Genomic DNA, 26,110 nt, shown 5'->3' on the forward strand with positions numbered 1-26,110 from the left:
CGACCTCCCGTCAACCCAGCCCCAGCCGCTCCACCACCGCCGCCACATCGGCCCGCACGGCCGCGGGCAGCGGCAGGATGGGGCGCGGCGGCTCGGCCCGGCAGAGGCCGAGGATGTCGGCCGCCGCATAGACGACGCGCAGGCTGGAATGGGCCCTGAACAGCGCCCAGAGCGGCGCCAAAGCGGCATCGAGCCGGCGCGCTTCCGCGCCGTCGCCGCGACGCGCGGCGCGCAGGATCGCCAGGCAGGGCCTCGGGAACAGGCCCGCCGCCACGCTGTACCAGGCCTCGCTGCCGGCCAGGAGCGCCTCGGCGGCGTGCCAGTCGACGCTGGAGCCGAGCCGGAAGCCGTCCGGCACGGCGGCTCGCAGCGCCGCGATCCGGCCGGCGACCTCGGCGGCGGGCGCCGCCGGGCTCTTCGCCGCGACCACGCCGGGCAGCCGGCTCAGCCGCCCGAGCAGCGCCGGCGACACGGCGAAATGCGTGGTGCCGGGGTTGTCGTAGAAGCAGATCGGCAGGCCGGACCCGTCCGCCACGGCCCGGACGTGCTCGAACACCTCGTCGTCGCTCAGCGGCGTGTAGGACACGGGCGCGAGGAGGCCCGCCGCGGCGCCGGCCGCCTGAGCGTCCCGCGCCAGGTCCAGGGCGGCGTCGGTGCGCAGCGCGCCCACGCCGACCAGCACGGGCACCCGCCCGGCGGCCTCGTCGAGCGCGGCATCGAGCGCGCGGCGACGTTCGTCCCGGGTCAGGTAGGGATAGGAGCCGGTGCTGCCGAGGAGGCCGACGGAATCGACCTTTGCGGCGGCGAGCCGCCCCACCAGGCCGCGAAGCGCAGCGACGTCCACCACGCCCGACGCGGAGGCGGGCGTGATGGGAAAAGCCGAGAGCCCCGTGAGATCCGTCATGCCGCCGCGTCCCCATGCCTGCCCGCCGTCACGATAGGGGCGGGACGACGCACGGGGAAGGGACTCCGGAGGGCGGTCAGGCGCCGGCGGGCACCGGGCGCCGGCGCCGCGCGAAGACGTCGCCGCGCATCGCGTCCGGCACGCGCATGTCGCGCGGCACCGCGAAGTCCCTGGCGACGCCGCGCGCGGCCGCGACGCCTTTCGGGAAGCCGCTCCGGTCGCGGTAATCCGCGACGGCGGTTTTCGGGCCGCCCTTCTCGGCGTCGAGCCCCTGGGCACAGAGGATGTCGAGCGCCGTGACGCCGGCCACGGCCGCCAGCGCGACGGCGACGTTGGTGCGTTCGGAGCCTTCCGCCCGGCCGGCCCCCACCGCCAGCGTGGCGAGATCCAGCGCATCGCCCATCACCCGGGCCCAGATCCAGGGTTCGGGATCGTGGCTCGCCAGGATGGCGATCCCGGTCACGACCTCGCGGACCCCGTAGGCCCGCACCAGCCCGTCGCGGCCGTGCAGGCCCAGGCCGTCGGCGAGGCTGCGGGCCGCCACGAGTTCGAGCGTGCCGAGCCCGATGGAGAACCAGCCGAGCCCCTTGGCGAGCGCGTCGTGAGCCGAGCGCGAGCGACCGCGCAACGCGGTCCTGGGAAGCGTCGTCGCATGCATGGTTGCCTCCTCACGGCGAGATGAAGACCTTGATGCACCCGTCCTGCTTGTCGCGGAACGTCTTGTACATCTCGGGTCCCTGGTCGAGGCCGACCTTGTGGGTGATGACGAAGGAGGGATCGATCTGCCCCTCCTCGATGCGCTTCAGCAGGTCGTCGGTCCAACGGTTGACGTGGGTCTGGCCGGTGCGCAGCGTCAGGCCCTTGTTCATCATGGCGCCGAACGGCACCTTGTCGACGAGGCCGCCATAGACGCCCGGCACCGACAGGACGCCGGCGGGCCGGCACACGTAGATCATCTCGCGCAGCACGTGGGGCCGGTCGGTTTCCATCATCATGGCCTGCTTGGCGCGGTCGTACATGGAGTCGATCGATCCCGTGGCGTGGGCCTCGAGCCCCACGGCATCGATGCACTTCTCCGGCCCCTTGCCGTCCGTCATGTCGTTCAGCCGCTCGACGATGTTGTCCTCGGCGAAGTTCAGCGTCTCGGCGCCACCGGCCCGGGCCATGGACAGGCGCTCGGGGAGCCGGTCGATGGCGATGACGCGTTTTGCCCCGAGCAGGACGGCGCTGCGGATCGCCATCTGGCCGACGGGCCCGCAGCCCCAGATCGCCACCGTGTCGTCGGGCTGGATGTCGCATTGCACGGCGGCCTGCCAGCCGGTCGGGAAGATGTCGCTCAGGAACAGCAGCTTCTCGTCCGGGATGCCCTTTGGCACCTTGATGTGGGTGGCGTCGGCGAAGGGAACCCGCAGGTATTCGGCCTGGCCCCCGGCATAGCCGCCGGTGAGGTGCGTGTAGCCGAACAGTCCCGCGGTCGTGTGGCCGAACGCCTTGTCGCCGAGGGCCTTGTTGCGGTTGGAGCGCTCGCAGACCGAGAAGTTGCCGCGACGGCACTGGTCGCACTCGCCGCAGATGATGGTGAAGGGGATGACGACGCGGTCGCCGACCTTGAGGGCGGATTTCGCCCCGGCCCCGACGTCCACCACTTCGCCCATGGTCTCGTGGCCCATGATGTCGCCCGATTCCATGCCGGGCATGAAGTGATCGTAGAGATGCAGGTCCGAGCCGCAGATGGCGCAGCTCGTGACCTTGATGATCGCGTCGCGGGGATCTTCGATCCTGGGATCCGGCACGCTGTCGCAGCGTATATCGGCCGTCCCATGCCAAACGAGTGCTTTCATGCGTCGAACTCCGAGATCGGTTCGTGGTCCCTCTGCGGCTCCGGCCGAGTGAAATCGACGCGGCGCAGAGACAAATGAACCGTTTCGGATCTTTCGCGGGTTCCTGGCCGGTTCGGAAATGCCGCCACGGCGGCCGGCGCCGTGCTCTGCTCCGCCGATGTCCCACCCTTGACGCCCGCGTCCGCCTTCGCTTCAACGGCGGGGCGACAGATCTCCAGCCGGACCGGTCCCATGCGGGTGCTCCTCATCGAAGACGACCTCATGATCGGCAAGAGCCTGAAGCAGGCTCTGCAGAACGAGAGCATGGTGGTCGACTGGACGCGCAGCGGCGTCGAGGGCGAGGAAGCTTTGACCACCAACGATTATTCGGCGGTGCTGCTGGATCTCAACCTGCCGGACAAGAACGGCGTCGACGTGCTGCGGGCGACGCGCCAGTCGGGCAACAAGGCGCCGATCCTCGTCATCACGGCGCGCGACGACATCGACGACCGGATCGCCGGGCTCGACCTCGGCGCCGACGACTACATGGTCAAGCCCTTCGACATGCGCGAGCTCGTGGCGCGCATGCGGGCGGTGCTGCGCCGCCGCTCCGGCATCGCGCGCTCCATGCTGCAGACCGCCACGATGACGCTCGACCTCGCCACCCACGAACTCACCTACCGGGACCAGAGCCGCGTGCTGTCGGCGCGCGAGTTCGCCCTGATGCGGGCGCTGCTGGAGCGGCCCGGCATCATCCTGTCGCGCGCGCAGCTCGAAGAGCGGCTCTACGGCTGGGGCGAGGAGGTGGAAAGCAACGCCCTCGACGTGCTGATCCACTCGCTGCGCAAGCGCTTCGACAAGGACATCATCCACAACGTGCGCGGCGCCGGCTGGATGGTGGTGCGGGGCTGAAGGCCCGGCGGCCGTGAGCGCGACGAAGCGCGGCGGCCCCTCGGTCCGCCGCGCCGCCCTGGCCTGGATGACGCTGATCCTGACGCTGATCAGCCTCGCGGCGGCGGCCGTGGCCTATGAGATCGACCTCGCCGACGCCGACCGGCTTCTCGACGAGGAACTGCGCCTCATCGCCTTCTACGCCGGCCCGGGCCTGTCCGCGCGGTCGCCGCGCGGCCACGTCTACGACGGCAACCACGAGGTGCTGATCCAGGTGCGCGACCCTTCGGGCGCGCTGGTCTACACGTCCGACCCCGGCATCGCGATCCCGCCGCCGCCGAGCCCCGGTTTCGGGCAGGCGCGGCGCGGCGACGAGCGCTGGCGGAGCTTCCTCACCGTCGAGGGCGTCAACGCCGTGCAGGTGTCGCAGCGCGTCAGCCCCCGCCAGAGCCTCGCCCGCACGGCGGCGCTCGAGGCCTCGCTGCCCATCCTGATGACGATCCCGCTCGGCTGGATCGTCGTGGCCTGGGGTTTCGGGCAGATGCTGAACAGCCTGTCGCGCCTCGCCGGCACCATCGCGGCCCGGGGCGTGGAAAGCCACACGCCCATCGACCTGACCGACGTGCCGGCGGAGTTCACCACCCTGGTCGAGGCCATGAACGCCCTCATCGGCCGCTGGCGCCTCAGCCTCGACCAGCAGAAGCAGTTCCTGTCGGACGCCGCCCACGAGCTTCGAACGCCGCTGACCGCGCTGCGCCTGCAGATCGACCTGCTCCAGTCCGACCGGGCGGGGCGCACCGAACTCGATGCCGCCCTGCCGGAACTGGCCCGGGGAGCGGGGCGGGCCTCGACCCTCGTCGACCAGCTGCTGCGGATGGCCCGCTACGAATCGGGCGATCGGCCGAGCGAGAGCGCCGACGTCGACATCGCCGCCCTGGTCCTCGCCTGCATGGCGGACTTCGTGACCCTGGCGGAAAGCAAGGAGATCGACCTCGGGCTCGTCTGCTCCGAGCCGGCGCGGCTGCGCGGCGTCGAGCGCGACTTCCACCTCCTCGTCGCCAACCTCATCGAGAACGCCGTGCGCTACACGCCGCGGGGCGGCGTCGTGGACATCGGCGTGCGGCGCGACGGCGACAGCGTCGTCGTCGAGGTGGCGGACACCGGCGGCGGCATCCCCGAAGACCTGCTGCCGCGGGTGTTCGACAGGTTCTTCCGCGCGCCCGGCCTCGTCGCCGAGGGCACGGGCCTCGGCCTCGCCATCTGCCGCGCCATCGCGCGGCGGCACGGCCTGTCGCTCGCCCTGCGCAACAGCCCGGGGCGCGGCCTCGTCGCCACCGTCAGGGGACCGGCCGTCACGACGCCCGCCTCGGCGAGCGAGGCGGCGCGCACGGCCTGATGGGGACGGGGCGGGCTGACGGGGAGCGCCGGCCGTGCTCTATGGCGCCATCGGTGCATGGACGTGGCCGCAACGGGAACGACGACGATGACGCAGCTGAAGATTACGGCCGGCCCCTTCACCTTCGGGGCGAAGCTCGAGGAGGCGCTGGCGCCCAAGACCTGCGCGGCCTTCCTGGCCCGCCTGCCCTTCGAGAGCCAGGTCGTCCATGTCCGCTGGAGCGGCGAGGGCGTGTGGATCCCGCTCGGCGACCTGGACTTCGAGGTCGGCTACGAGAACCACACGAGCTACCCGGCCCCGGGTCAGATCATCCTCTACCCGGGCGGCATCAGCGAGACCGAGATCCTGCTGGCCTACGGCGGCGTGCATTTCGCCTGCAAGATGGGGCAGCTCGCCGGCAACCACTTCATCACCATCACGTCGGGCCAGGAGAACCTCGCGGCGCTCGGCAAGGCGACGCTGTGGCAGGGCGCCCAGAAGATCGTCTTCGCGCGCGGCTGAGGCCCGGACCTGTCGCGCTTCACCCATCACGGCGGCGACCTCGCGGCGGCGCGCGTCGCCTATCCCGACGCGGCGTCGCCTTGGATCGACCTGTCGACCGGCATCAACCCGCGGCCCTACCCGCTGCCGCCGATCTCGCCGGAAGCCTGGGCCGCCCTGCCCGATGCCGGCGCCGAGCGGGCGCTGGAGGCGGCGGCGGCGGGGGCCTACGGCGCCCGGCCCGGGAGCGTGGTGGTGGCGCCCGGCACCGGAGCGCTGATCGCCGGGCTGGCGCGGCTGCACGGCGCCGGCCGCGTCGGCGTGCTGGGCCAGACCTACGGCGACCATGCCCGGGCCTGGCGGTCCGCCGGGGCCGCCGTCGACGTGGTCGCCGATGTCCCGGACCTCGCCGGTCGTGACGTCGCCGTGGTGGTCAACCCCAACAATCCCGACGGCCGTCTCGTGCCGCCCGACGCGCTGGCGGCGCTGGCCGGCCGAGTGGGCCTGATGGTGGTCGACGAGGCCTTCGCCGACGTCGTGCCGCCGGCCTGGAGCCTCGCGCCGTCGCCGCCGCCGAACGCGGTCGTGCTGCGCAGCTTCGGCAAGTTCTTCGGACTCGCCGGCCTGCGTCTCGGCTTCGCCGTGGCGGCGGCGCCCTGGGCGGACCGGTTGCGCGACGCCCTCGGCCCCTGGCCGGTAGGCGGCCCGGCCCTGGCGATCGGCACGGCGGCGCTCGGCGACGCGGCCTGGGCGGCGGCGACCCGGGCCCGGCTCGCCGGCGATGCCGCCCGGCTCGACGCGCTCCTCCGCTCCCACGGCGCCCTGCCCTGCGGCGGGACGGACCTGTTCCGGCTCGTGGAGGTCGGGGACGCGGCGGGCTGGTTCGACGGGCTGGCCAACGCCGGCATCCTCACCCGCCCCTTCGCGCAGCAGCCGGGCCGGCTGCGCTTCGGCATTCCCGCCGACGAGATCGCCTGGCGACGGCTGGACGACGCCCTGGGCCGCACCGTGCCGGACCGGACCGCCGGGCCGCCGCGAGCCTGACCGGTCGACGGCACGGCCCCGAGGATCGAGGCCCGGTGCGGCGCCGTCTTCAGGCCCCGCGGAAGGCCCGGTAGCGTTGCGCGATCTCGGCGGCCGTGACGGGCGCGGAGTCGATCGGCGCGTACGTCCAATGCTCGAGCCGGCCGCTCCAGCGGCGCACGGCGCCGACCTCGGTCAGGCGGTCGAGGTACCGCGTCACCTTGGGGTGGCCGCCGGACGGCTCGTACACATGGACCGGCACCCCCGTCACGCAGGCCTCGCCCACCATGTTGGCGCTGTCGCCGGTGACCAGGATCGAATCAGCGTGGGCGAGGATCTGGGAATAGGGGTTGGTGCCGGTGCCGTCCCACACGAAGGCGCGGCCGGCGGCGTCGGCCGGCGCCAGCGCGGCGCGGATCGCCGCCAGCGCGGCCGGTGGGGTGCGGCGCGACGGCGTCACCATGAGGCTGGCGCCGGTGGCGGCGATCGCCCCCGCCATGGCGGCGAGGTTGCCGATGTCCTCCGCCGAGAAGTCGTGGTTGACGCCCTTGCCGCCCAGCACCATGGCGACGCGCGGCCCGGGCAGCCCGGCGAGCCGCGGATCCGGCGCGGCGCGGGCCGCGGCGAAGACGGCCGGGCGCAGCCGATGGGCCGGCGTCAGCGTCACGATCACGTTGTCGCCGCGCAGCTTGTCGTGCTCGGGGATCCAGATCACGTCGGCGGTGCCGGTGCCGGTATAGGGGTCCTTGACGAAGACCGTGAAGGTGCGGCCGCCCGAGGCGCGCTTGACGCGCCGCAGGTAGGGCACCGTGCGCCGCCCGGCCGCGATGGCGATGTCGGGGAACGGGGGGGATATGGCGCTGGCGCGCCGGCCGGGGGCCTCGCGCGGGTCCACCGGGCCGTAGGGCGTCAGCCAGGACCAGGGCGGGCGCGGCGCGATGAGGCGGCGCTCGGGCGTCAGGCCGAGTTCGTCCGCGATGCCGAAGCACTGCACCTCGTCGCCGATCTTGCCGTCGCTGAGGACCCAGGCGGTGGTGGTCCCGGGCAGGCGGCGGGACGCGAGATCGGCCCCGTCCACCGCGACGTCGAAGTCCGTCAGACGCCCATCTCCCGCCGGAGCCACCAGGCGAAGTGGTAGCAGATGGACTCGAGCCGCCGGGCATCGATGCCGGCCTGGTACCAGGCGCCGCTGTAGCCGGCATCCAGCACCGACAGGATCGGCACCTGCGCCAGCACGTGGCCGCCGCTCGACACGATGCCCACGCCGTCGAGGTTGTCGTTGTTGCCGCCCCCGTCCCGCCCGCTGTAGGAGCGCGTGCCGACATAGGAGGCCAGGTAGATGGAGGAGATCCGGGCCACCAGGGTGGCGCCCGCGGCGCCCCGCGGCGCCATGAGGTCGGCGAAGACGCCCTGCAGCTGGTGCGTCAGGACCCGCGTCACCGTATCGGCGCCCGCCACATTGCCGAGCCGGGCGAGGCGCGACGCATCGACCCCGATGGCGCGGAACCGGATCCCGGCCGGCAGGGCCGCGGTCGGGGCGAAGGGCGCCGGCCCGAGCTGGGCCGCGGCCGGCGCGACCAGGCCGAGCGGCAGGGCGGCCCCGGCCGCCGCCGAGGCCAGGAGGCCCAGGGCGGCGCGGCGGCTCGTGCGGTCTGTCATGGTCGGCCTTTCGCGGTCAGCGGAAAGCGACGTCGAGCAGTTCGTAGCTCTTGCCGCCGCCGGGCGTGTTCACCTCCACGCTGTCGCCGGTCTTCTTGCCGATGAGGGCGCGGGCGGTCGGCGACGTGATCGACACCTTGCCGGACTTCACGTCCGCCTCGCTCTCGCCGACGATCTGGAAGACCTTCTTCTCCTCCGTGTCCTCGTCGACCAGCGTGACGGTGGCGCCGAACTTCACGGTGTCGCCCGACAGCTTCGACACGTCGATGACTTCGGCGCGGGACAGCTTGTCCTCGAGCTCGGCGATGCGCCCCTCGTTGAGCGACTGGGACTCCTTGGCGGCGTGATATTCGGCATTCTCCGACAGGTCGCCATGGGATCGCGCCTCGGAGATCGCCTGGATGATGCGCGGACGCTCCTCCTGCTGGCGCATCTTCAGTTCGGCCTCCAGCGCGGAATATCCCGCGACGGTCATCGGCACTCTGTCCATCTCATTCACTCTCAACGGGGCATTGCGGCCTCACGCCCGCAACGCGATAGGGGATCGAGCCGGTCGGCGGGCCCAGGCACGCCAGGATCGCACGCCAGGACCGGGCCAAGACCGGGCACCGATGTCCCGGTTCAAGGCTCATCAGAATGTGTCCGGCGCGTGGCCCCGTCAACTTGCGACGTCGCGGCCCGGTTCCTGGCGCCGGCACGGGCCGGCGCCGGGGGCGTCAGTCGAAATAGTCCTGCAGCGCCCTCACCTCCAGCTCGCCGCCGAGATAGCCGCCGATCCCCCGGGCGGCCGCGATGGCTCCCGCCAGGGTGGTGTAGTACGGCACCTTGTGCAGCAGCGCGGCGCGGCGCAGGTCGCGCGAGTCGGATAGCGCCCGCGCCCCCTCGGTGGTGTTGACGACGAGCTGGATGCCGCCGTTCTTGATGGCATCGACGACGTGGGGCCGCCCCTCCGACACCTTGTTGACCTTGGTGGCGGCGATGCCGGCCTCGCGCAGGCTCCTCAACGTGCCCCCGGTCGCCTGGATCTTGAAGCCGAGCCCGCTGAGGACGCGGATCGTGTCCAGCACGCGCGGCTTGTCGGCATCCTTCACCGAAACGAAGACCGTGCCCTTGCGGGGCACCGCCGTGCCGGCGCCGAGCTGGCTCTTGGCGAAGGCGATGTCGAAGGACCTGTCGAGGCCGATGACTTCGCCGGTCGAGCGCATCTCCGGCCCCAGCACGGTGTCGACGCCGGGGAAGCGCGCGAAGGGGAAGACCGCTTCCTTGACGGCGACGTGGTCGCGCTTGAGGGCCTTGAGGTCGAAGCCCGCGAGCTTCTCGCCCGCCATGACGCGCGACGCGATCTTGGCCAGCGGGCGGCCGATCACCTTGGCGACGAAGGGCACGGTGCGGGACGCGCGCGGGTTCACCTCCAGCACGAAGATCGTGCCGTCCTTGATGGCATATTGCACGTTCATCAGCCCGACGACGCCGAGCGCCAGCGCCAGGGTGCGGGTCTGCCGCTCGATCTCGGCGATGGTGGCGGCGTCGAGCGAGTGGGGCGGCAGCGAGCAGGCCGAGTCGCCCGAATGGATGCCGGCCTCCTCGATATGCTCCATGATGCCCGCCACCACGACCTCGGTGCCGTCGCAGAGCGCGTCGACGTCGACCTCGATGGCGTCCGACAGGTAGCGGTCGAAGAGCAGGGGGTTGGTGCCCAGCACCGTGTTGATCTGCCCCGTCTTGTCGTTGGGGTAGCGGGTCTTGACCTCGGGCGGCACGAGGCCGGGCAGGATGTCGAGCAGGTAGCTGTCGAGCGCCGCCTCGGTGCGGACGATCGCCATGGCGCGGCCGCCGAGCACGTAGGAGGGTCGCACGACGAGCGGCAGGCCGAGCGAGGCCGCGACGAGGCGCGACTGCTCGACCGAATAGGAGATGCCGTTCTTCGGCTGCTTCAGCCCCACCTTGTCGAGCAGGCGCTTGAAGCGGTCGCGGTCCTCGGCGAGGTCGATCGAATCGACGCTGGTGCCGAGGATCGGGATGCCAGCCTCCTGCAGGGCATGGGCGAGCTTCAGCGGCGTCTGGCCGCCGAACTGCACGATGACGCCCTTCAGCGTCCCCCGCGAGCGCTCGACGTCCAGCACTTCGAGCACGTCCTCGGCGGTCAGCGGCTCGAAATACAGCCGGTCAGACGTGTCGTAGTCGGTCGACACGGTTTCGGGGTTGCAGTTGACCATGACGGTTTCGTAGCCGGCCTCGCCGAGCGCGAAACAGGCGTGGCAGCAGCAATAATCGAACTCGATGCCCTGGCCGATGCGGTTCGGCCCGCCGCCGAGGATCACCACCTTCTCGCGGTCCGACGGGCGCGCCTCGTCGACCGGCGCCCCGGCGAAACCGGGCGCGTAGGTCGAATACATGTAGGCGGTGGGGGAGGCGAACTCGGCCGCGCAGGTGTCGATGCGCTTGAACACCGGCCGCACCCCGAGCCCGTGGCGCAGCCGCGTCACGTCGGCGACGTCGCCCCCCGTTAGGGCGGCGAGCCGCGCGTCCGAGAAGCCGGCGCTCTTCAGCGCGCGCAGGCTCGGCGCCGTGGTGGGCACGCCGAAGCGGCGCACCTTCTCCTCGAGGTCGACGATGTCCTGGATCTGGGCGATGAACCAGGGATCGAAGCGGCAGGCCTCGTGGATCTCGGCGTGGCTCATGCCGTGGCGCAGCGCCTGGGCCACGACCAGGATGCGGTCCGGCGTCGGGCGGCCGAGGGCGGCGCGCAGCGCCACCGTCTCCTCGCCCGGCACGAGCCCGTCGATCGGCACCTCGTCGAGCCCGTTGAGGCCGGTCTCCAGCGAGCGCAGCGCCTTCTGCAGGCTTTCGCCGAAGGTCCGGCCGATGGCCATGGCCTCGCCGACCGACTTCATGGCGGTGTTGAGCAGCGGCTCGGCGCCGGGGAACTTCTCGAAGGCGAAGCGCGGGATCTTAGTGACGACGTAGTCGATCGTCGGCTCGAAGGAGGCCGGGGTGGCGCCGCCCGTGATGTCGTTCTGGATCTCGTCCAGCGTGTAGCCCACGGCCAGCTTGGCGGCGACCTTGGCGATGGGAAAGCCCGTGGCCTTGGACGCCAGCGCCGAGGAGCGCGACACGCGCGGGTTCATCTCGATGACGATCATGCGGCCGTTCGACGGATCCACGGCGAACTGCACGTTGGAGCCGCCGGTCTCGACGCCGATCTCGCGCAGCACCGCCAGCGAGGCGTCGCGCATGATCTGGTATTCCTTGTCGGTCAGGGTCAGCGCCGGGGCGACGGTGATGGAATCACCGGTGTGGACGCCCATCGGGTCGACGTTCTCGATCGAGCAGACGATGATGCAGTTGTCGGCGCGGTCGCGCACCACCTCCATCTCGTATTCCTTCCAGCCCAGCACGCTTTCCTCGACGAGGACCTGCGTGGTGGGGGACGCGTCGAGGCCGCGCTCGATGATCTCGATATATTCGTCCCGGTTATAGGCGATGCCGCCGCCCGTGCCGCCCATGGTGAAGGACGGCCGGATGATGGCCGGCAGGCCGACGTCGTCGAGGCAGGCCAGCGCCTGCGCCAGCGAGCCGACGTGGTGGGAGCGCGGCGTGTCGAGGCCGATCTTGGTCATGGCGTCGCGGAACAGTTCGCGGTCCTCGGCCTTGTCGATCGCGGCCGCGGTGGCGCCGATCAGCTCGACGTCGTGCTCCTTCAGCGTGCCCATCTTCTCGAGCGCGAGGGCACAGTTCAGCGCCGTCTGCCCGCCCATGGTGGGCAGCAGCGCGAAGCCGCCCGGCACGGCGTGCCGCTCGGCCGCGATGATCTTGGCCACGATCTCGGGCGTGATGGGCTCGACGTAGGTCCGGTCCGCCATGTCCGGGTCGGTCATGATGGTGGCGGGATTGGAATTGACCAGAACGATGCGGTAGCCGTCCTCGCGCAGCGCCTTGCAGGCCTGGGTACCCGAATAGTCGAACTCGCAGGCCTGGCCGATGATGATCGGGCCGGCCCCGATGATCATGATGGTGGCGATGTCGGTGCGCTTGGGCATAGGTGTCCTGGCGATTCTCGTGTGTCGGGCGGCCGGGCAGGCCCCGTCTCTTAAAGCAGGGGCGGGCGTTCCGGAAGCGCCACGGGCGGTGGCGCATCTCCGACATGCAAGGGCCCGGCCTCCCGGCCGGGCCCTTGCCGTTCCGCGCCGTCCGGCCGCGCCGGACGCCGGCTCACATCGGGGGCGTGACGCCGTCCTTGCCGACCGCGACGAAGCCCTTCTCGAGCTTGCCGCCGGTCATGCCGGGGGTCACGATGAAGACCTTGGCGCCGGGCACGAGGTCGGCCTTGGTGCCGTCGACGAACTGCACGATCGGGGTCGTGTCCTTGATGTCGACGGTCTTCTCGCCGCCCTTGTAGGACAGCCGCACGCTCTTGCCGTCCGTGCCCTTCACCTCGTTGTCGACCGTCGCGTTGGTCATCATGCTCTTGGGCTGCAGGTCCCAGGCATAGTGCCCCTCGCCCGTGCCCTTCATGGCGGGCGGGAACACCACCACCTCGATCGCCTTCAGGCCCGACTCGTCGCCGCTCGTGGCGGTGCCGATGAAGGTGCCGGGCTTGATGTCGGCCATCGTGGCTTTGGCCACGCCGCCGATCTTCCAGCCGTCGTCGAGGTTGAGCGTGACGTCCTTGCCGTCCCGGTCCTTGACCGTGACGGTCGCGCCATCGACAGCCGTGATGGTGCCGCGCTCGTGGATGTTCTCGGCCCGGGCGGAAGCCACGGGGCCGACGACGAGGCAGGTCGCCACTGCGGCGGCGGCGGCGGCGTGACGCTTGGACATGGTCATGATGGGATCCTTCGGTGAAGCCGCGGCCTCGACAACGGTGTCGGGCAGCGGCACGGCCGAGGGCATCCGTCGTGGAGGTCGCCTGCCCGGCCGCCCTTGCCCTTCGCCGGCCCGGAGCCGGCGGTTACCAGGCCGGCGACGGAAGGGGCGGGCAGCGACGGCAGGCCCGCTCCGGGGCCCGCCCGTCAGCGGCGGCCGAAAGCCTCGTCCTCGGCCTCTTCGAGCTCCGCTTCCACGAGGCAGAAGCCCGGAACCGTGCCGGTCTTGATCTCGTCGACGATCTCCCCGTACCACAGCACCTGCACGCCCTCGCCGGCCTCGCCCGTCACCACCATGGCGGGGCCGCCGGACTTCAGCTGCACGATATCGCCCTTCTTGAAATCCATCGTCCTTCTCCGTCGCTGACGTGCCGCCCGGCCGGACCGGGACGGCGACTCCGTTCCATGCCCGCCGCTCGTGTCGTGGCGACGACAATTCGCGGCGGGCATCGTGCAGACACTGCGTAACATGGCGAGAGCGCGTCAGACAGGGTGAAAAACGAGCGCGATCCGGCAAAGCCGGCGCAACCGCCGGACGACCGCGGGCGCGGCGCCGATCAGGTCGGCTGCTGCACGCGCACGGCGGGCGCCGTCCACCCCGGCACCTTCACGGCCATCATGATGATCGGGCCGCCGGGACCGGTGGCGGCGAACCGGGCCTCGTAGTGATCGGCGCCGAACCCCGTACGGTCGAGGCTCAGCGTCTTGTCCTCGGCGGCCGAAGCGCTCCCGTCCCGCCCTTCGAGCCGGCTCGACACCGCCACGGCTCCCGAGCGCAGCGGATCGAAGCGGACGTGGACGGCGGCAAGGCCCGCCTCGGCGAGGCGCGCCTCGGCGAGGTCGAGGTCGACGGCGCATCCCGCCTCCGCCGGACAGGCGACTCGGACCTCGCGCGTCACGTTCCAATCCGCATCCAGCGCCGCGACGTAGGCTTCCGCGACCGCGCTCGGCGCCTCCGCCCTCACCGGCGCCCGAGGTGCCGCGGGGACCGCGGCCGCCGCCACGGCGGCCATCACGAGAGCACCGAAGGTCTGCATCTCACCCGTCCCCCAACACCGATGCGGCGACTGCCCGCCCGGCGCGAGTCTGGGGATCAGGGATTAACGTTCCATGGTCGGCACCCGCTGCGGCGCGGCGGGCCTCCGGCCTTGTTCGAGCCACGCCTGACGCCGTCCTCGGCCTCACGCGGCGCCTTCGGCGTGCTCGGCGTCTTCGAGCGTCACTCGACGCCTTCGGCGTCCTTGCCGATCACTTGACGCCTTCGGCGTCCCTGCCGATCACTTGACGCCTTCGGCGTCCCTGCCCATCACTTGACGCCTTCGGCGTCCTTGCCCGGAAGCGACGCCATGCCGATCCGCCACTTCACCGGGGCAAGGAAGACGCGGTGGCGGTGATCGGCCTCGAAGGCCATCGGCGGACGCTTGTTGTCGATGTATTTGCCGATCTGCCCCATGAAGTCGTCGGCCTTGCGCCAGATACCGATATTGTAGAACGTCGTGAAGTCACCGCTCTCGGCCGCCGCCCAGTTGATCCAGGGGAACTGTTCGCGGCTTTCTTCGCTCGACATGAATTCGGCGATGAGGCCGGTGCGGTCCGGAATGGTGGACTTGGTGGCCCAATAGTCGAGGAACTCCTGCTCGTGCCCCTTCTTGATCTTCCACTCGACGATGACGATGCGGGCCTCGGTCGACAGGGGCTTGCCGGTGGCGTCGGCCGTCTGCGGGGCCGGCACGGCGGCGGGCGCCGGCATGGCGGGCTGGCTGGACGGCGCCAGGTTCTCGGCGACGACGGCGGAGGCGCCGGCGGACAGGAGCGTGGCGGCGATGGCGGTCGCCACGGTGCGCCGGCGAAGCGCGGCGGCAAAGGAGATGCGCATGGAAAGCCTCGACATGGCGTCGGTTCAGCGGCTCCGGGACGATCCTCGGTGCAGCCCGACTTGCGACATCTCTAAATTGACATGAATTGCATTCGTTAACGAGCGTTCATTGTTTGGCGCCCTGAAACTCCTTCAATAAAGGTTAACGCGGCCCGGCTTGGAAGACCGCCCAGTCCTCACGAGGAACCGAACAGGTTCAGTACCGAGCTCGCGTCCGTGGTGGTGCGCTTGGCATGGAGCGTTTCCAGCAGGGACGAGCTGGTCGTCTCGGTGCCGCTCGCCAGGAAGTCGAAGGGCGTGCTCGGCGGCGTGGCCTTCGCCTGGGCCAGGTCGTAGCGCACGGCGAAGCGCTGGACGAAGGCGTCGAGCTTCTTGGGGTCGGTCAGGTCGGTGCGCTTGATCTTGTCGCCGATCAACCGGGCCTGGGCGTCGATGTCGAGCTTGGAGAAGCCGTCGGGCAGGCCGAGCGACGTCTTGACGACGCTCAGCAGCGACTTGTCGCCGAGGATCTGGAACATGCTGGTGATGCTCGGGGCCATGCGCTTGAAGTAGAGCGCGAGCTGCACGCCGGGATTGCTCGCCCCGGCCTCGTCCTCCATGGCCTGGGACACGTATTGGTCCGCCGACAGGATGGCGGCCTTGGCGGATTGCGCGGCCTGGGCCACGCCGCCCGACAAGGTCGCGCCGCCCGACAGGGTCGTACCGGGGGCGAAGGCGAAGCCGGCCGCGAGCTTGCGATAGGCGCCGCCGAGCTTGTTGGCGGCGCTCTTCGGATCGGCGAGGTCGCTGGACAGCACCGATCTGAGGCGGCTCGTCCAGGCCGCGTCCGACAGGCCCGCCGGCTGCGTCACGCCGTAGGCCGTGGTGGCGACCGCAACGAGGCGCGCGTCGGACAGGAAACCGTCCAGCGTGCGCACCTTGCCGATCGAGGCCTGCATGTAGCCGGCTTCGGACGTGACGATGGCGGCGGAGGCCCCCGAAGCCGTGGCGGCCTGCCGGTACAGCGCCAGCATGGTGGAGGTGCCACGCTCGGTCTGGGCGACGCGCGGGGCGGCGACCTGTCCGGAGGCGTCGAAGTTGAAGGCCGCCGCGAAGGCCGCGAGGTCCGGGCGGGCATCCCGGGTCAGGGCCGCGTCGCCCGCATAGGGTTTGGTGAAGGTGAAGGCCGCCGCGAGAGCGCGCGCGCCGTCGCCCTGCTGGCTGGCGACGCTCTTCGGGTCATGGGGATCGCTGGTGAGGATGGCCCGGATCGCGCTCGCCTTGGCGCTGTCGGGAGCCCCGTCGGCGAAGGCGATCCCGTAGGCCTTCGCCAGATACGAGACCACGTGCTTGTCGGCCACGACGTCGTCGACTGTCCAGGCCGCGCCGATGACGGTCTGGGCGTGCTCGATCACGAGCTGTCCCTGCGCCTGGTCGCCGACGTTCGGGCCGAGCCGCTCGGCGTAGAGGTCCGCGGTGGCGCGCGCCTCCGCGTCGCCCTGCACGGCCGTCCCAGCGGCCGGCACGGGCCAGGGCTGGGCCGAGGCGGCGCCCTTGGCGTCGAAGCGGAAGGCGGAGGCCAGGCGCCGGGTCGCGAGGCCGCCGGCCACCGCCGCCCCCGCGGGATCGCCGGGGTCGCTGGTCAGAACCGCCCGGAGGCGGGCGCGCGTGTCGGCATCGGAAGCCCCGGCCGGGACGGCGATGTCGTAGGCCTTGACCAGGTAGGCGGTGAGCCGGCTGTTCCCCAACAGCGCGTCGACGCTCTTCACCCCCGGCATGGTCGCCCGGTAGTAGCTGGTCTCGGCCGCGGCGGCCTGCGGGTCGTCGGCCGTCCTCTGGCCATAAAGGTCGGTCGTCGACTCGGTCGCGGTTGCGGTCTGCGCGTAGACGGGCTTGGCGCTGGAAAAGGCCGACGCCATGGCGACGAAGGCCTGGCCGGCGACGGCGGCCGCGCCCCGGGGGTCGGTCGGGTCGCCCGTCAGGGCCGCCGTCACGGTCGCGCGCTTGACGGCGTCGTTCGCGGCTAGCGCGAAGGTCAGGCCGAAGGCCTGGGTCACGTAGGCCATGAGGCGCGGGTCGGCGGCGATCTGGTCGGGGGTACGCAGGGTGGCGACCTTGGCGGCGTAATAGGCGCTCTCGGTCGCGGCGGCGGTCTGGCTCGCCGCATCGGTGCCGGCCGCCTGGGTGTAGCGCGCGACCGTCGCCGTGGTGTCGCCCACGCCCTGCAGCAGGCTCGTGCCGAAGTTCAGGGCGGCCGCCATCTGGCGGAGCCCGCCGCCGACCTGGTCGGCGACCGAACCGGACCGCGACAGGTCGCTGGTCAGCACGGAGCGCAGCAGGTCGGCGGTCTGCGCGGCCGTGACGCCCTTGGACGTGGTCTTGGGGCTATTCGCCGCCACATAGGCCAGCACGGCCTTGCTGCTCTGCCCGACGTCGAAAGCCTGGGACGCGTAGGCGACGAGCCGGCTGTCGCTGAGGAAGTCGTCGACCGAGCGGACGCCCGGCATGGTGGCTTCGTAATAGGCCGTCTCGACCCCGGCGGCGGCCTGGGCGGTGGCGTCCTGCCCCACGCTCGCCGTGTACAACGCCGCCGTCGACGCGATCGAGGCGAACGACTGCACGGCGTTCGAGAGCGGGGCGCCCTGGTCCGCCACGCCGGTGGCGCTGAAGCGGTCGCTTTCCAGCAGCTTCGTCACGCTGGCGAGCGGCGTCGCCGCGGGATCGAGCCCGTAGGCCTGGAGCGCGACGCGGTAGAGGCGCGGGTCGGCGGCGAGGTCGTTGATCGAATGGACGTTGCCGATATGGGCCTGATAGTAGCCGATGTCGGCCTGCTGCGTTCCGCCCACCAGGGTGCGGCTGGAATAAAGGCCCAGCGTCTCGTCCTCCTGGGCGGCGCCCTGGGCCACGGCCGTGGTGGGCACCTTGCCCGAGCTGGAAAAGCTGAACTCCGCCGCCAGCGCCCGGTAGCGCGAGTCGTTCAACGTGTTGACGAAGCTCCTCGCCTGGGTGGGGTCGCTCGTCAGCACCTTGCGGATGAAACCCCGGTTCGGGATGGCGTCCTCGAGGCCGTGGCTCTTCAGGGCGTAGCTGTAGAGCCTCGGATTGTTCAGCAGGTCGTCGACGCTCTTCACCTTGCCGATATTGGCGCGGTAATAGGCCGTGTCGCGCGCCACCGGCGCCTCGGCGCCCACGCGCTTCGCGGCGGCGGCCGGGTTCCGGGCATAGAACTGGTAGCCCGCAAAGGTCGACAGCATCGGAGCGTCCCCGCCTCGTGTTCCGGTGCGATGGCGGACGGCGGCCGGCACGGGGCCGGCACGGTGTCCGAAACGCGAAGCATGCACGGGCCTCGCGGCACTATAGGGGCGGTCGAGGCTTGCGCGTGGCTTGAGGACCTTTGTCGAGGGTGTCGTCGGGACAACACAGGAGAGTCCGGCGGCGATGCTTTATCGTGTGAATATTTCCCACGGCAGGCAGGACGGACGCGGCCCCGCGCGCCCGGCTATCGCGGGACTGCGATGGCGGTCGGACGCTTCAGGGCCAGATCACGGCCGGCGGCAGCGACGACAGGATGGAATCGACGTTGCCGCCGGTCTTGAGGCCGAAGAGCGTGCCGCGATCGTAGAGCAGGTTGAACTCCACGTAGCGACCGCGGCGCACCAGCTGCTCGCGCCGTTCGGTCGCGCCGTAGGCGGCGTCGAAGTTGCGGCGCACGATCTCGGGATAGACCGCCAGGAAGGCTTCGCCCACCGCGCGGGTGAAGGCGAAGCAGGCGTCCCACGGGGTGCCGAGGTCGTCGAAGAAGATGCCGCCGATGCCGCGGGGCTCGTCGCGATGCTTGAGGTGGAAGTAGGTGTCGCACCAGTCCTTGAAGCGGCCGTAGGGCGCCACGGCCGCATGCGCGTCGCAGGCCGCCTGCAGGGCCGCGTGGAAGGCCCGGCTGTCGGGGTCCTCCTGCGTGCGGCGCCGGTCGAGCACGGGCGTCAGGTCCGCCCCGCCGCCGAACCAGGCCTTGCTGGTGACGACGAAGCGCGTGTTCATGTGGACGGCGGGGACGTGGGGATTCCACGGGTGGGCGATGAGCGAGACGCCCGAGGCCCAGAAGCGCGGGTCCTCGGCGGCACCCGGCATCTGCTTGGCGAATTCGGGTGCGAAGGTGCCGTGCACCGTCGAGGCGTGGATGCCGGCCTTCTCGAAGACGCGGCCGTGCAGCATCGCCATGGTGCCGCCGCCGCCCGCCGCGCCCGAATGGTCGGTGCGCCGCCACGGCTTGCGCCCGAAGAGGCCGGGCGCGGCCGGGGCTTCCGGTGAACCGGCGGGACCCTCCGCCTCCAAGGCCTCGAAGGCGGCGGTCAATCGCCCCTGCAGGCCCTCGAACCAGGCCCGCGCCTGAGCTTTGCGGGTTTCGAGGTCCTGGTCCGTCGTCTTCACCGCGTCCATCTCCGCTCCCCTCGACCGGTCTCGCCACGCCCGTCAATGCCGCGCCCAAGCCGCGCCGCGCAAGAACAGTCCGCGCCGCGCAAGGAAAGTCCGCGCCGCGCGACGGGGTCGCGGCCCGGCACGGGACCGGCGGGGGGCTTGCGCCGGCGCCGCCGAACCCCCATCCCGTGGCGGTCCCCGTCGAAAGGCCAGCCGTCACCGTGTCCGCAGAACAGTCCCGCGTCGCCGTCATCGGCGCCGGTCCCTCGGGCCTCATGGCCGCCGAAGTCCTGGCGCGCGGGGGCGCCCGCGTCACCGTCTTCGACCGCATGCCGACCGCCGGGCGCAAGTTCCTGATGGCGGGGCGCGGCGGGCTGAACCTGACGCACAGCGAGGAGTCGGCGCGGTTCCTGCCCCGCTACGGCGCGGCCGAGGACGTCCTCGCCCCCGCCATCGCGGGGTTCGACCCCGACGCCCTGCGCCGCTGGTGCCGGGCGCTCGGCGAGGACACGGTGGTGGGCACCAGCGGGCGGGTGTTTCCGGCCAGCTTCAAGGCGTCGCCGCTGCTGCGCGCCTGGCTGCGGCGTCTCGACGGCCAAGGCGTCGCCTTCCGCCCCCGCCACCGCTGGACGGGCTGGGACCCGGACGGCACCCTGCGCTTCGAGACGCCCGAGGGGCCGGCGAGCGTCGCCGTTGACGCGACCGTGCTGGCGCTCGGCGGCGCGTCCTGGCCGCAACTCGGCTCGGACGGGCGATGGACCGGCCTGCTCGAGGCCGAGGGCGTCTGGGTGGCGCCGCTCCAGCCCTCCAACTGCGGCTTCGCGGTCGCCTGGTCGCCGGTCTTCCGCGACAGGTTCGAGGGCGCGCCGCTGAAGGGGATCGCGCTGTCGTTCCGGGACCACGCGTCACGCGGCGAGGTGACGGTGACGCGGGCGGGCCTCGAAGGCGGCGGCATCTACGCGCTGTCGGGTCCGCTGCGGGACGCCATCGCGGCGGAGGGGGCGGCGGTGCTGTCGATCGACCTGCGCCCCGACCTGTCGCCGGCGGCGATGGCGGACCGGCTCGCGGTGGCGCGGGCCGGCAAGGCCTCGGTCTCGACCGCGCTGCGCAAGGCCCTGAAGCTCCCGCCGGTCGCCATCGGCCTGCTGCAGGAGGTGGCCCATGCCGAAGGCATGCCGCTCGGCGCGCGGGACGCCCAGGCGCTGGCAGCCCTCGTCGGCGCCGTCCCGGTGCGACTCGACGCGCCCCGGCCCATCGCCGGCGCCATCTCGACGGCCGGCGGCATCACGGCCGGGGAACTCGACGAGAACCACATGCTGCGGCGGCGGCCCGGCACGTTCGCGGCGGGCGAGATGCTCGACTGGGAGGCCCCGACCGGGGGCTACCTGCTCCAGGCCTGTTTCGCCACCGGCGCGGCGGCGGGCGCCGGCACGCTGGCCTGGCTGGCGGCGCGCTGACCGGCGCCCGTCCTGCCCGCGCCCGGCGCCGTGACGGTGTTGCGCCGGGGGGAGCCCGATCGGGCCCCCGCCCGCCGGGTCAGACCCGGGGCTTCGGCTCCATCGTCGGCATGGCGCCGGCGCCGGCCGTGCCGCTGGCATCCTTCACGCCGGCCCAGATCCGCCGCTTGATGAGGAACAGCAGCGCCGAGAAGATGGCGAGGAAGATCACGGCCTTGAAGCCCGTCTGCTTGCGCTGGTCGAGCTTGGGTTCGGCCATCCACTGCAGGTAGGCGGCCACGTCCTTGGAATATTGCCCCACCGTCTTGGGCGAGCCGTCGCCGTAGTCCACGAGCCCGTCGCTGAGCGGCGGCGGCATGGAGATGGCGTGGCCCGGGAAGTAGGTGTTGTAATACTTGCCGTCCGGCACCTTCACGCCGGCCGGCGGCGGGTCCTTGTAGCCGTTGAGCAGGGCATGGATGTAGTCCGGCCCCTCGTTCTGGTACTGGCTGAAGGGTTCGAGCAGGAACCAGAGGCCGCCGCGCTCGTAGGAGCGGGCCTTGGCGAGGGTCGACATGTCCGGCGGCAGGGCGCCGCCATTGGCGGCCCGCGCCGCCTGCTCGTTGGCGAAGGGCGAAGGGAAGGGGTCGGACGGGCGGCCGGGCCGATCGTACATGTTGCCCGAATCGTCCGGCCCGTCCTGCACCTTGAAGGTCGCCGCCAGGGCCTTGACCTGGCTGTCGGAGAATTCCGGGCCGCCCGGCTCGGCGAGGTTGCGGAACGACATGAACTTGGCCGAGTGGCAGTTCGAGCAGACCTGCCGATAGACCTGGTAGCCGCGCTGCAACTGCGCCGTGTCGTAGACGCCGAACGGGCCCGAGAAGGCCCAGCTTTCCATGGGCGGCAGCGGCGTTTCGGCGGCGGCCGGTTCGGCCGCATCCTGGGCGGAGGCGGGGCCGCCGGCGGCGAGGGCCAGGGGCAGCGCGGCGGCGAGGGCCAGGGCGGCCCGCCGGGCGAAGGAGGAGACGCGTGTCGTCATGATGCGGGATCCGAGAACGTCGCCAGGGGTCAGCCGTCGACCGACGGCGAGGCCGCGGTGCGGGCCGCCGCGAAGGCGCCCGACCCGCCCACCGCACGCGGTCCCAGCACGGCCTCGGTGATGGAGGCCGGCAATTGCCGCGGCGTCTCGAAGAACCCCAGCGCCGGCGTGATGATCAGCAGATGGATGAAGTACCAGGCCGTGAGGATCTCGGAGGCCGGGATGAACAGGCCGATCGGTTCCTGCGAGCCCACGTAGCCGAGGCAGATCACGTCGGCGAAGAAGATGAACAGGAATACCCGGTAGACGGGGCGGAAGTTCGACGAGCGGATGCGCGACGTGTCGAGCCACGGCATGAAGGCCAGCAGCAGGATCGAGCCGAACAGCGCGCAGACGCCGCCGAGCTTGGAGGGAACCGCCCGCAGCATGGCGTAATAGGGCAGGAAGTACCATTCCGGCACGATATGGGCCGGCGTCACCAGCGGATTGGCCTCGATGTAGTTGTCGGAATGGCCGAGGTAGTTGGGGATGAAGAACACGAAATAGGCGAAGAAGACCATGAAGCACGACAGCGCCAGCCCATCCTTCACGGTGAAGTAGGGGTGGAAGGGCAGCGTGTCCTTCTTGGACTTGACCTCGACGCCGACGGGATTGTTGGACCCCGGCACGTGCAGCGCCCAGATATGCAGGCCCACGACGCCGGCGATCATGAACGGCATGAGGTAGTGCAGCGAGAAGAAGCGGTTCAGCGTGGCATTGCCGACCGAATAGCCGCCCCAGAGCCAGATGGTGATGGAATCGCCCACCACCGGGATGGCCGAGAACAGCGAGGTGATGACCTTGGCACCCCAGAAGCTCATCTGCCCCCAGGGCAGCACGTAGCCCATGAAGGCGGTCGCCATCATCAGCAGGAAGATGATGAGGCCGAGGATCCACAGCACCTCGCGCGGCGCCTTGTAGGACCCGTAGTACATGCCGCGGGCGATGTGGATGTACACGGCGATGAAGAACATCGAGGCGCCGTTGGCGTGGATGTAGCGCAGCATCCAGCCGTAGTTCACGTCGCGCATGATGTGCTCGACGGAGGCGAAGGCGAGCGTCGCTTCGGGCGTGTAATGCATGGCCAGCACGACGCCGGTCACGATCTGGCACACCAGCATGAAGGCCAGGATGCCGCCGAAGGTCCAGAAGTAGTTCAGGTTCCTCGGGTTCGGGAAGACCACGAAGGAGGAATGCACCAGCCCCACGATGGGCAGCCGGCTTTCGAACCAGCGCAGCACCGGGTTCTTGGGGACGTAGGTCGAGGCTCCACTCATGGCGTTTCGCTCTCTTGGCGCGGTCTGCTGGTCGTCGGGACGGCCGGGGTCAGCCGATCTTCACTTTGGTGTCGGTCAGGAAGCTGTAGGTCGGCACCGCGAGGTTGAGCGGCGCGGGACCGGACCGGATGCGGCCCGAAACGTCGTAGACGGACCCGTGACACGGGCAGCGCCAGCCGTCGTAGGGGCCATCGTGGCCGAGCGGCACGCAGCCGAGGTGGGTGCAGATGCCGATGACGACGAGCCATTCGGGCTTCTGCACGCGCTGGGCGTCGGTCTGCGGGTCCTTGAGGTCGGCGAGGGGGGTGTCCTCCGCCTCCTTGATCTCCTTGGGCGTCCGGTGACGCACGAAGACCGGGTTGCCGCGCCACTTCACCGTGACGATCTGGCCGACCTCGATCTTGGAGATGTCGATCTCGGTGGAGGACAGCGCCAGCGTCGAGGCGTCGGGGCTCATCTGGGAGAGCAGCGGCCAGGCGACGGTGCCGATCCCGACAGCGCCGACCGCGCCCGTCGCGATGAAGAGCATGTCCCGCCGGGTCACCCCGCCCGCAGGATCCTGGCCGTGGTTCGCTGTTGCGGTCGACAACGCGTCACTCCCGATTTCGTCGTTGGCCCGTGGGACGGGACCCCGGCCCCGGGCATTATTGCGGCTCGATCGAATCGTTCCGGCTCGAGGACGGGTAGAACCGCCCCGGAGGTGTCACAATGCGACCCAACGCCACCGACGGTTCGCGTCCCCCGCCCCCGTCGCCGGTACGGCGCGGAGGCTTCGGCACGGGCCGTCGATCGTCGATCTGTCGCACCCTTGCCGGGCATTGTCCAGCCTGCGCTAGGGCCGCTCCGAGCCTTCGCGGCGGGACCATGGCGTGAGTGCGCCTCGACTGAGGCTGGCGCTGTTCCAGCCCGACATCCCCCAGAACGCCGGCACCATGCTGCGCAGCTGCGCCTGCCTGGGCGTCGCGGCCGAACTCGTCGAGCCCGCGGGTTTCCCGAGCTCGGACCGGCATTTCCGCCGCGCCGGCCTCGACTACCTCGACGCGCTGGTGCTGCGCCGGCACGCCTCCTTCGCGGCCTTCGAGGCCTGGCGGGCCGGGGAAGCGCCGCGCCCGCGGCTCGTGCTGCTGACGACCGGGGCCGAGCTGGACTACCGGGACTTCGCCTTCCGGGCCGGCGACGTGCTGATGGTGGGGCGCGAGTCCGCCGGGGCGCCGCCCGAGGTCCACGCCGCGGCCGACGCGCGCGTGACGGTGCCGATGGCGGCCGGCTTCCGCTCGCTCAACGTCGCGGTCGCGGCCGCCATGGTGCTGGGGGAGGCGCTGCGCCAGCTGCGCCCGGCGGGGACGCCGCGCCCGTGATCGTCAGTTGTTGAAGCGGAAGTGCAGCACGTCGCCGTCCGCCACCACGTAGTCCTTGCCCTCGAGCCGGAACTTGCCGGCGTCGCGGGCGCCGGCCTCGCCCTTGTTGGCGACGTAGTCGTCGTAGGCGATGGTTTCGGAACGGATGAAGCCCTTCTCGAAGTCCGAATGGATCACGCCGGCGGCGCCCGGGGCGCGCGTGCCCTGGGTGATGGTCCAGGCCCGCGTCTCCTTGGGCCCCACCGTGAAATAGGTCACGAGGTGGAGCAGCGCGTAGCCGGCCCGGATGGCGCGGTTCAGCCCGGGCTCGGCGAGGCCGATGGCGTCGAGGTAGTCCTTCTGCTCGGCGGCGGGCAGCACCGCGATCTCGCTCTCGATCTTCGCCGAGACGACCACGCTTTCGGCGCCCTCGGCCGCGGCGCGCTCGGCCACGGCGGCCGAGAGGGCGTTGCCGGCATCGGCCGATTCTTCCTCGACGTTGCACACGTAGAGGACGGGTTTCGACGACAGCAGGCCGAGGCCGGCGAAGAGCTTCTTCTCCTCCGGCTTCACCGCCACCATGCGGGCCGGCCGGCCGTCCCGCAGCAGGACGAGGCAGCGGTTCACGAGGTCCAGCGTTTCCTTGGCCTCCTTGTCGCCGCCCTTGGCCTTCTTCTCCATGGCGAGGACGCGCTTCTCGAGGCTGTCGAGGTCGGCCAGCATCAGCTCGGTCTCGATGATCTCGATGTCGTCGATGGGCGCGAGGCGGTTCTCGACGTGGGTCACGTCATTGTCGACGAAGCAGCGCACCACGTGGGCGATGGCGTCGCATTCGCGGATGTTGGCCAGGAACTGGTTGCCGAGCCCCTCCCCCTTGGAAGCGCCGCGCACCAGGCCGGCGATGTCGACGAAGGTGAGCCGCGTCGGGATGATCTCCTTCGAGCCCGCGATCGTCGCCAGCGCGTCCAGCCGCGGGTCCGGCACGGCGACGTCGCCGACGTTCGGCTCGATGGTGCAGAAGGGATAGTTGGCGGCCTGGGCCGCCGCCGTCTGCGTGAGGGCGTTGAAGAGCGTCGACTTGCCGACGTTCGGCAGGCCGACGATGCCGCATTTGAAACCCATGGTGTCCTCGGTGCTGCGCGGGGAGAACGCCACGCGAGGGGGCGCGACCGGCGTCTTCGTCTCCGGACCTTTGACCACGGGGACGCGGTCGGTTTCAACAGCCCATTCCACCAGGGCGAGGGGCGCGGAAAAATCTCGCTCCGCCGTCTTGAAACCGGGATCCGGCCCGCCGAAATCGCTCGGCGTCCGGGCCCGACGGCCCGGGACGCGCCAAACCCCGGAGGAAGGAGATGGACACCGGAACGACGACGGAGACCAGGGAAGCGCCGGACCTGGCCGGCCATTCGGCGGGGAACCCGGCCGGCGATCGGCCGCCGGACGCGCCGCCTGCTCCCAGCCCCGCAGCCAACCCTGCGGCCAGGCCCGAAGCCGAGCCCTCGGCCGCGCCGATCGCCGGCTGGCGCCGCGCCTTCGGCCGCCGCCGGCTGCAGGCCGGGGCCGTGCGGGCGCTGCTCCGGAGGCACCGGCGCGACGACGACGACGACCCGCCCCCATGCCCGGCGGTCGCCGGCCTGCCGGTCCCGGCGGCGGGGTTCGGCGCGGCGGTGTGA

24 protein-coding genes are annotated in these 26,110 nt (G+C 71.4%); 7 read left to right on the plus strand and 17 right to left on the minus strand.

Annotated features, from left to right (window positions below; genetic code table 11):
- Positions 1-10: 10 nt before the first annotated feature.
- From D3272_RS03000 to D3272_RS03010, 3 genes are all read right to left on the minus strand, one after another.
- Positions 11-904, minus strand: a complete 894-nt coding sequence (locus tag D3272_RS03000; RefSeq protein WP_129217604.1) for a dihydrodipicolinate synthase family protein — start codon at positions 902-904, stop codon at positions 11-13.
- A gap of 76 nt (positions 905-980) precedes the next feature.
- Positions 981-1,562 carry a cyclase dehydrase gene (locus D3272_RS03005; RefSeq protein ID WP_129217605.1) on the minus strand — a complete coding sequence of 194 codons (582 nt, stop codon included), beginning with the start codon at positions 1,560-1,562 and terminating at the stop codon, positions 981-983.
- Between the two features lie 10 nt (positions 1,563-1,572).
- Positions 1,573-2,745 carry a zinc-dependent alcohol dehydrogenase gene (locus tag D3272_RS03010; RefSeq protein WP_129217606.1) on the minus strand — a complete coding sequence of 391 codons (1,173 nt, stop codon included), beginning with the start codon at positions 2,743-2,745 and terminating at the stop codon, positions 1,573-1,575.
- Between the two features lie 231 nt (positions 2,746-2,976).
- Here D3272_RS03010 and D3272_RS03015 point away from each other — a divergent pair, with 231 nt between their 5' ends.
- The 4 genes from D3272_RS03015 to cobD all read left to right on the plus strand — a co-directional run bounded on the left by D3272_RS03015 (position 2,977) and on the right by cobD (position 6,535).
- Positions 2,977-3,636 (plus strand): response regulator, encoded by a 660-nt coding sequence (locus D3272_RS03015; protein ID WP_129217607.1) that lies wholly within the window; start codon positions 2,977-2,979, stop codon positions 3,634-3,636.
- Between the two features lie 13 nt (positions 3,637-3,649).
- A complete protein-coding gene (locus D3272_RS03020) occupies positions 3,650-5,011 on the plus strand; it encodes an ATP-binding protein (RefSeq protein WP_129217608.1) in 1,362 nt (453 codons plus the stop codon).
- An 87-nt stretch (positions 5,012-5,098) separates the two neighbouring features.
- Positions 5,099-5,512, plus strand: a complete 414-nt coding sequence (locus D3272_RS03025) for a DUF3830 family protein (RefSeq protein ID WP_129217609.1) — start codon at positions 5,099-5,101, stop codon at positions 5,510-5,512.
- A gap of 9 nt (positions 5,513-5,521) precedes the next feature.
- Positions 5,522-6,535, plus strand: a complete 1,014-nt coding sequence (gene cobD, locus D3272_RS03030) for a threonine-phosphate decarboxylase CobD (protein WP_129217610.1) — start codon at positions 5,522-5,524, stop codon at positions 6,533-6,535.
- 49 nt (positions 6,536-6,584) lie between these two features.
- Here the strand turns inward: cobD and D3272_RS03035 are convergent, their stop codons facing one another.
- The 10 genes from D3272_RS03035 to hemF form a co-directional block, all read right to left on the minus strand.
- The gene (locus D3272_RS03035; RefSeq protein ID WP_129217611.1) at positions 6,585-7,592 is read right to left on the minus strand and encodes a mitochondrial fission ELM1 family protein; all 1,008 of its coding nucleotides are present in this window, start codon (positions 7,590-7,592) and stop codon (positions 6,585-6,587) included.
- Positions 7,593-7,609: 17 nt separating this feature from the next.
- A complete protein-coding gene (locus tag D3272_RS03040; RefSeq protein ID WP_129217612.1) occupies positions 7,610-8,173 on the minus strand; it encodes a hypothetical protein in 564 nt (187 codons plus the stop codon).
- Positions 8,174-8,189: 16 nt separating this feature from the next.
- The gene (gene greA, locus D3272_RS03045) at positions 8,190-8,663 is read right to left on the minus strand and encodes a transcription elongation factor GreA (RefSeq protein ID WP_129217613.1); all 474 of its coding nucleotides are present in this window, start codon (positions 8,661-8,663) and stop codon (positions 8,190-8,192) included.
- 226 nt (positions 8,664-8,889) lie between these two features.
- Complete coding sequence (gene carB, locus D3272_RS03050; RefSeq protein ID WP_129217614.1) at positions 8,890-12,213, minus strand: carbamoyl-phosphate synthase large subunit; 3,324 nt, start codon at positions 12,211-12,213, stop codon at positions 8,890-8,892.
- A gap of 172 nt (positions 12,214-12,385) precedes the next feature.
- Positions 12,386-13,000 carry a hypothetical protein gene (locus D3272_RS03055; protein WP_129217615.1) on the minus strand — a complete coding sequence of 205 codons (615 nt, stop codon included), beginning with the start codon at positions 12,998-13,000 and terminating at the stop codon, positions 12,386-12,388.
- Positions 13,001-13,185: 185 nt separating this feature from the next.
- Entirely contained in the window at positions 13,186-13,386 is a 201-nt protein-coding gene (locus D3272_RS03060; RefSeq protein ID WP_129217616.1) for a DUF2158 domain-containing protein, read from the minus strand.
- A gap of 209 nt (positions 13,387-13,595) precedes the next feature.
- Positions 13,596-14,075, minus strand: coding sequence for a hypothetical protein (locus D3272_RS03065; RefSeq protein WP_129217617.1), 480 nt, complete (start codon positions 14,073-14,075; stop codon positions 13,596-13,598).
- 269 nt (positions 14,076-14,344) lie between these two features.
- Positions 14,345-14,914: a hypothetical protein gene (locus D3272_RS03070; protein ID WP_129217618.1), complete on the minus strand. Its 570-nt coding sequence runs from the start codon at positions 14,912-14,914 to the stop codon at positions 14,345-14,347.
- A 176-nt stretch (positions 14,915-15,090) separates the two neighbouring features.
- Positions 15,091-18,147 (minus strand): DUF1217 domain-containing protein, encoded by a 3,057-nt coding sequence (locus tag D3272_RS03075; RefSeq protein ID WP_129217619.1) that lies wholly within the window; start codon positions 18,145-18,147, stop codon positions 15,091-15,093.
- A gap of 277 nt (positions 18,148-18,424) precedes the next feature.
- Positions 18,425-19,330 carry an oxygen-dependent coproporphyrinogen oxidase gene (hemF, locus tag D3272_RS03080; protein WP_129217620.1) on the minus strand — a complete coding sequence of 302 codons (906 nt, stop codon included), beginning with the start codon at positions 19,328-19,330 and terminating at the stop codon, positions 18,425-18,427.
- A gap of 167 nt (positions 19,331-19,497) precedes the next feature.
- On the opposite strand from hemF, the gene D3272_RS03085 reads away from it, so the two are divergent.
- On the plus strand, positions 19,498-20,766 hold the full coding sequence (locus D3272_RS03085; RefSeq protein WP_281010595.1) for a BaiN/RdsA family NAD(P)/FAD-dependent oxidoreductase: 1,269 nt from the start codon (positions 19,498-19,500) through the stop codon (positions 20,764-20,766).
- A gap of 79 nt (positions 20,767-20,845) precedes the next feature.
- Here D3272_RS03085 and D3272_RS03090 read toward each other — a convergent pair whose 3' ends face one another.
- The 3 genes from D3272_RS03090 to petA are packed head-to-tail and all read right to left on the minus strand — an operon-like array spanning position 20,846 to position 23,689.
- Positions 20,846-21,784 (minus strand): cytochrome c1, encoded by a 939-nt coding sequence (locus D3272_RS03090; protein WP_129217621.1) that lies wholly within the window; start codon positions 21,782-21,784, stop codon positions 20,846-20,848.
- Positions 21,785-21,813: 29 nt separating this feature from the next.
- Positions 21,814-23,100, minus strand: a complete 1,287-nt coding sequence (locus D3272_RS03095; protein WP_129217622.1) for a cytochrome b — start codon at positions 23,098-23,100, stop codon at positions 21,814-21,816.
- Positions 23,101-23,149: 49 nt separating this feature from the next.
- A complete protein-coding gene (petA, locus tag D3272_RS03100; RefSeq protein ID WP_281010596.1) occupies positions 23,150-23,689 on the minus strand; it encodes a ubiquinol-cytochrome c reductase iron-sulfur subunit in 540 nt (179 codons plus the stop codon).
- A gap of 280 nt (positions 23,690-23,969) precedes the next feature.
- Between petA and D3272_RS03105 the strand changes: the two genes are divergently transcribed.
- Entirely contained in the window at positions 23,970-24,458 is a 489-nt protein-coding gene (locus D3272_RS03105) for a tRNA (cytidine(34)-2'-O)-methyltransferase (protein ID WP_129217623.1), read from the plus strand.
- A 3-nt stretch (positions 24,459-24,461) separates the two neighbouring features.
- On the opposite strand, the gene ychF is transcribed toward D3272_RS03105, so the two are convergent.
- Complete coding sequence (ychF, locus tag D3272_RS03110; protein ID WP_129217624.1) at positions 24,462-25,559, minus strand: redox-regulated ATPase YchF; 1,098 nt, start codon at positions 25,557-25,559, stop codon at positions 24,462-24,464.
- 230 nt (positions 25,560-25,789) lie between these two features.
- On the opposite strand from ychF, the gene D3272_RS03115 reads away from it, so the two are divergent.
- Positions 25,790-26,110, plus strand: a complete 321-nt coding sequence (locus D3272_RS03115) for a hypothetical protein (RefSeq protein WP_129217625.1) — start codon at positions 25,790-25,792, stop codon at positions 26,108-26,110.

It is taken from the genome of Lichenibacterium ramalinae, from assembly GCF_004137085.1.
GTDB lineage: Bacteria > Pseudomonadota > Alphaproteobacteria > Rhizobiales > Beijerinckiaceae > Lichenihabitans > Lichenihabitans ramalinae.

Bases quoted from the DNA above. Each gene is read 5' to 3' on its own strand.
- D3272_RS03115 (WP_129217625.1), top strand. From the start codon at position 25,790: ATGGACACCGGAACGACGACGGAGACCAGGGAAGCGCCGGACCTGGCC.
- D3272_RS03040 (WP_129217612.1), bottom strand. From the start codon at position 8,173: ATGACAGACCGCACGAGCCGCCGCGCCGCCCTGGGCCTCCTGGCCTCG.
- D3272_RS03015 (WP_129217607.1), top strand. From the start codon at position 2,977: ATGCGGGTGCTCCTCATCGAAGACGACCTCATGATCGGCAAGAGCCTG.
- D3272_RS03055 (WP_129217615.1), bottom strand. From the start codon at position 13,000: ATGACCATGTCCAAGCGTCACGCCGCCGCCGCCGCCGCAGTGGCGACC.
- ychF (WP_129217624.1), bottom strand. From the start codon at position 25,559: ATGGGTTTCAAATGCGGCATCGTCGGCCTGCCGAACGTCGGCAAGTCG.
- D3272_RS03025 (WP_129217609.1), top strand. From the start codon at position 5,099: ATGACGCAGCTGAAGATTACGGCCGGCCCCTTCACCTTCGGGGCGAAG.
- D3272_RS03060 (WP_129217616.1), bottom strand. From the start codon at position 13,386: ATGGATTTCAAGAAGGGCGATATCGTGCAGCTGAAGTCCGGCGGCCCC.
- D3272_RS03000 (WP_129217604.1), bottom strand. From the start codon at position 904: ATGACGGATCTCACGGGGCTCTCGGCTTTTCCCATCACGCCCGCCTCC.
- greA (WP_129217613.1), bottom strand. From the start codon at position 8,663: ATGGACAGAGTGCCGATGACCGTCGCGGGATATTCCGCGCTGGAGGCC.
- D3272_RS03095 (WP_129217622.1), bottom strand. From the start codon at position 23,100: ATGAGTGGAGCCTCGACCTACGTCCCCAAGAACCCGGTGCTGCGCTGG.
- D3272_RS03075 (WP_129217619.1), bottom strand. From the start codon at position 18,147: ATGCTGTCGACCTTTGCGGGCTACCAGTTCTATGCCCGGAACCCGGCC.
- D3272_RS03010 (WP_129217606.1), bottom strand. From the start codon at position 2,745: ATGAAAGCACTCGTTTGGCATGGGACGGCCGATATACGCTGCGACAGC.
- D3272_RS03005 (WP_129217605.1), bottom strand. From the start codon at position 1,562: ATGCATGCGACGACGCTTCCCAGGACCGCGTTGCGCGGTCGCTCGCGC.
- D3272_RS03065 (WP_129217617.1), bottom strand. From the start codon at position 14,075: ATGCAGACCTTCGGTGCTCTCGTGATGGCCGCCGTGGCGGCGGCCGCG.
- D3272_RS03070 (WP_129217618.1), bottom strand. From the start codon at position 14,914: ATGCGCATCTCCTTTGCCGCCGCGCTTCGCCGGCGCACCGTGGCGACC.
- carB (WP_129217614.1), bottom strand. From the start codon at position 12,213: ATGCCCAAGCGCACCGACATCGCCACCATCATGATCATCGGGGCCGGC.
- D3272_RS03090 (WP_129217621.1), bottom strand. From the start codon at position 21,784: ATGACGACACGCGTCTCCTCCTTCGCCCGGCGGGCCGCCCTGGCCCTC.
- hemF (WP_129217620.1), bottom strand. From the start codon at position 19,330: ATGGACGCGGTGAAGACGACGGACCAGGACCTCGAAACCCGCAAAGCT.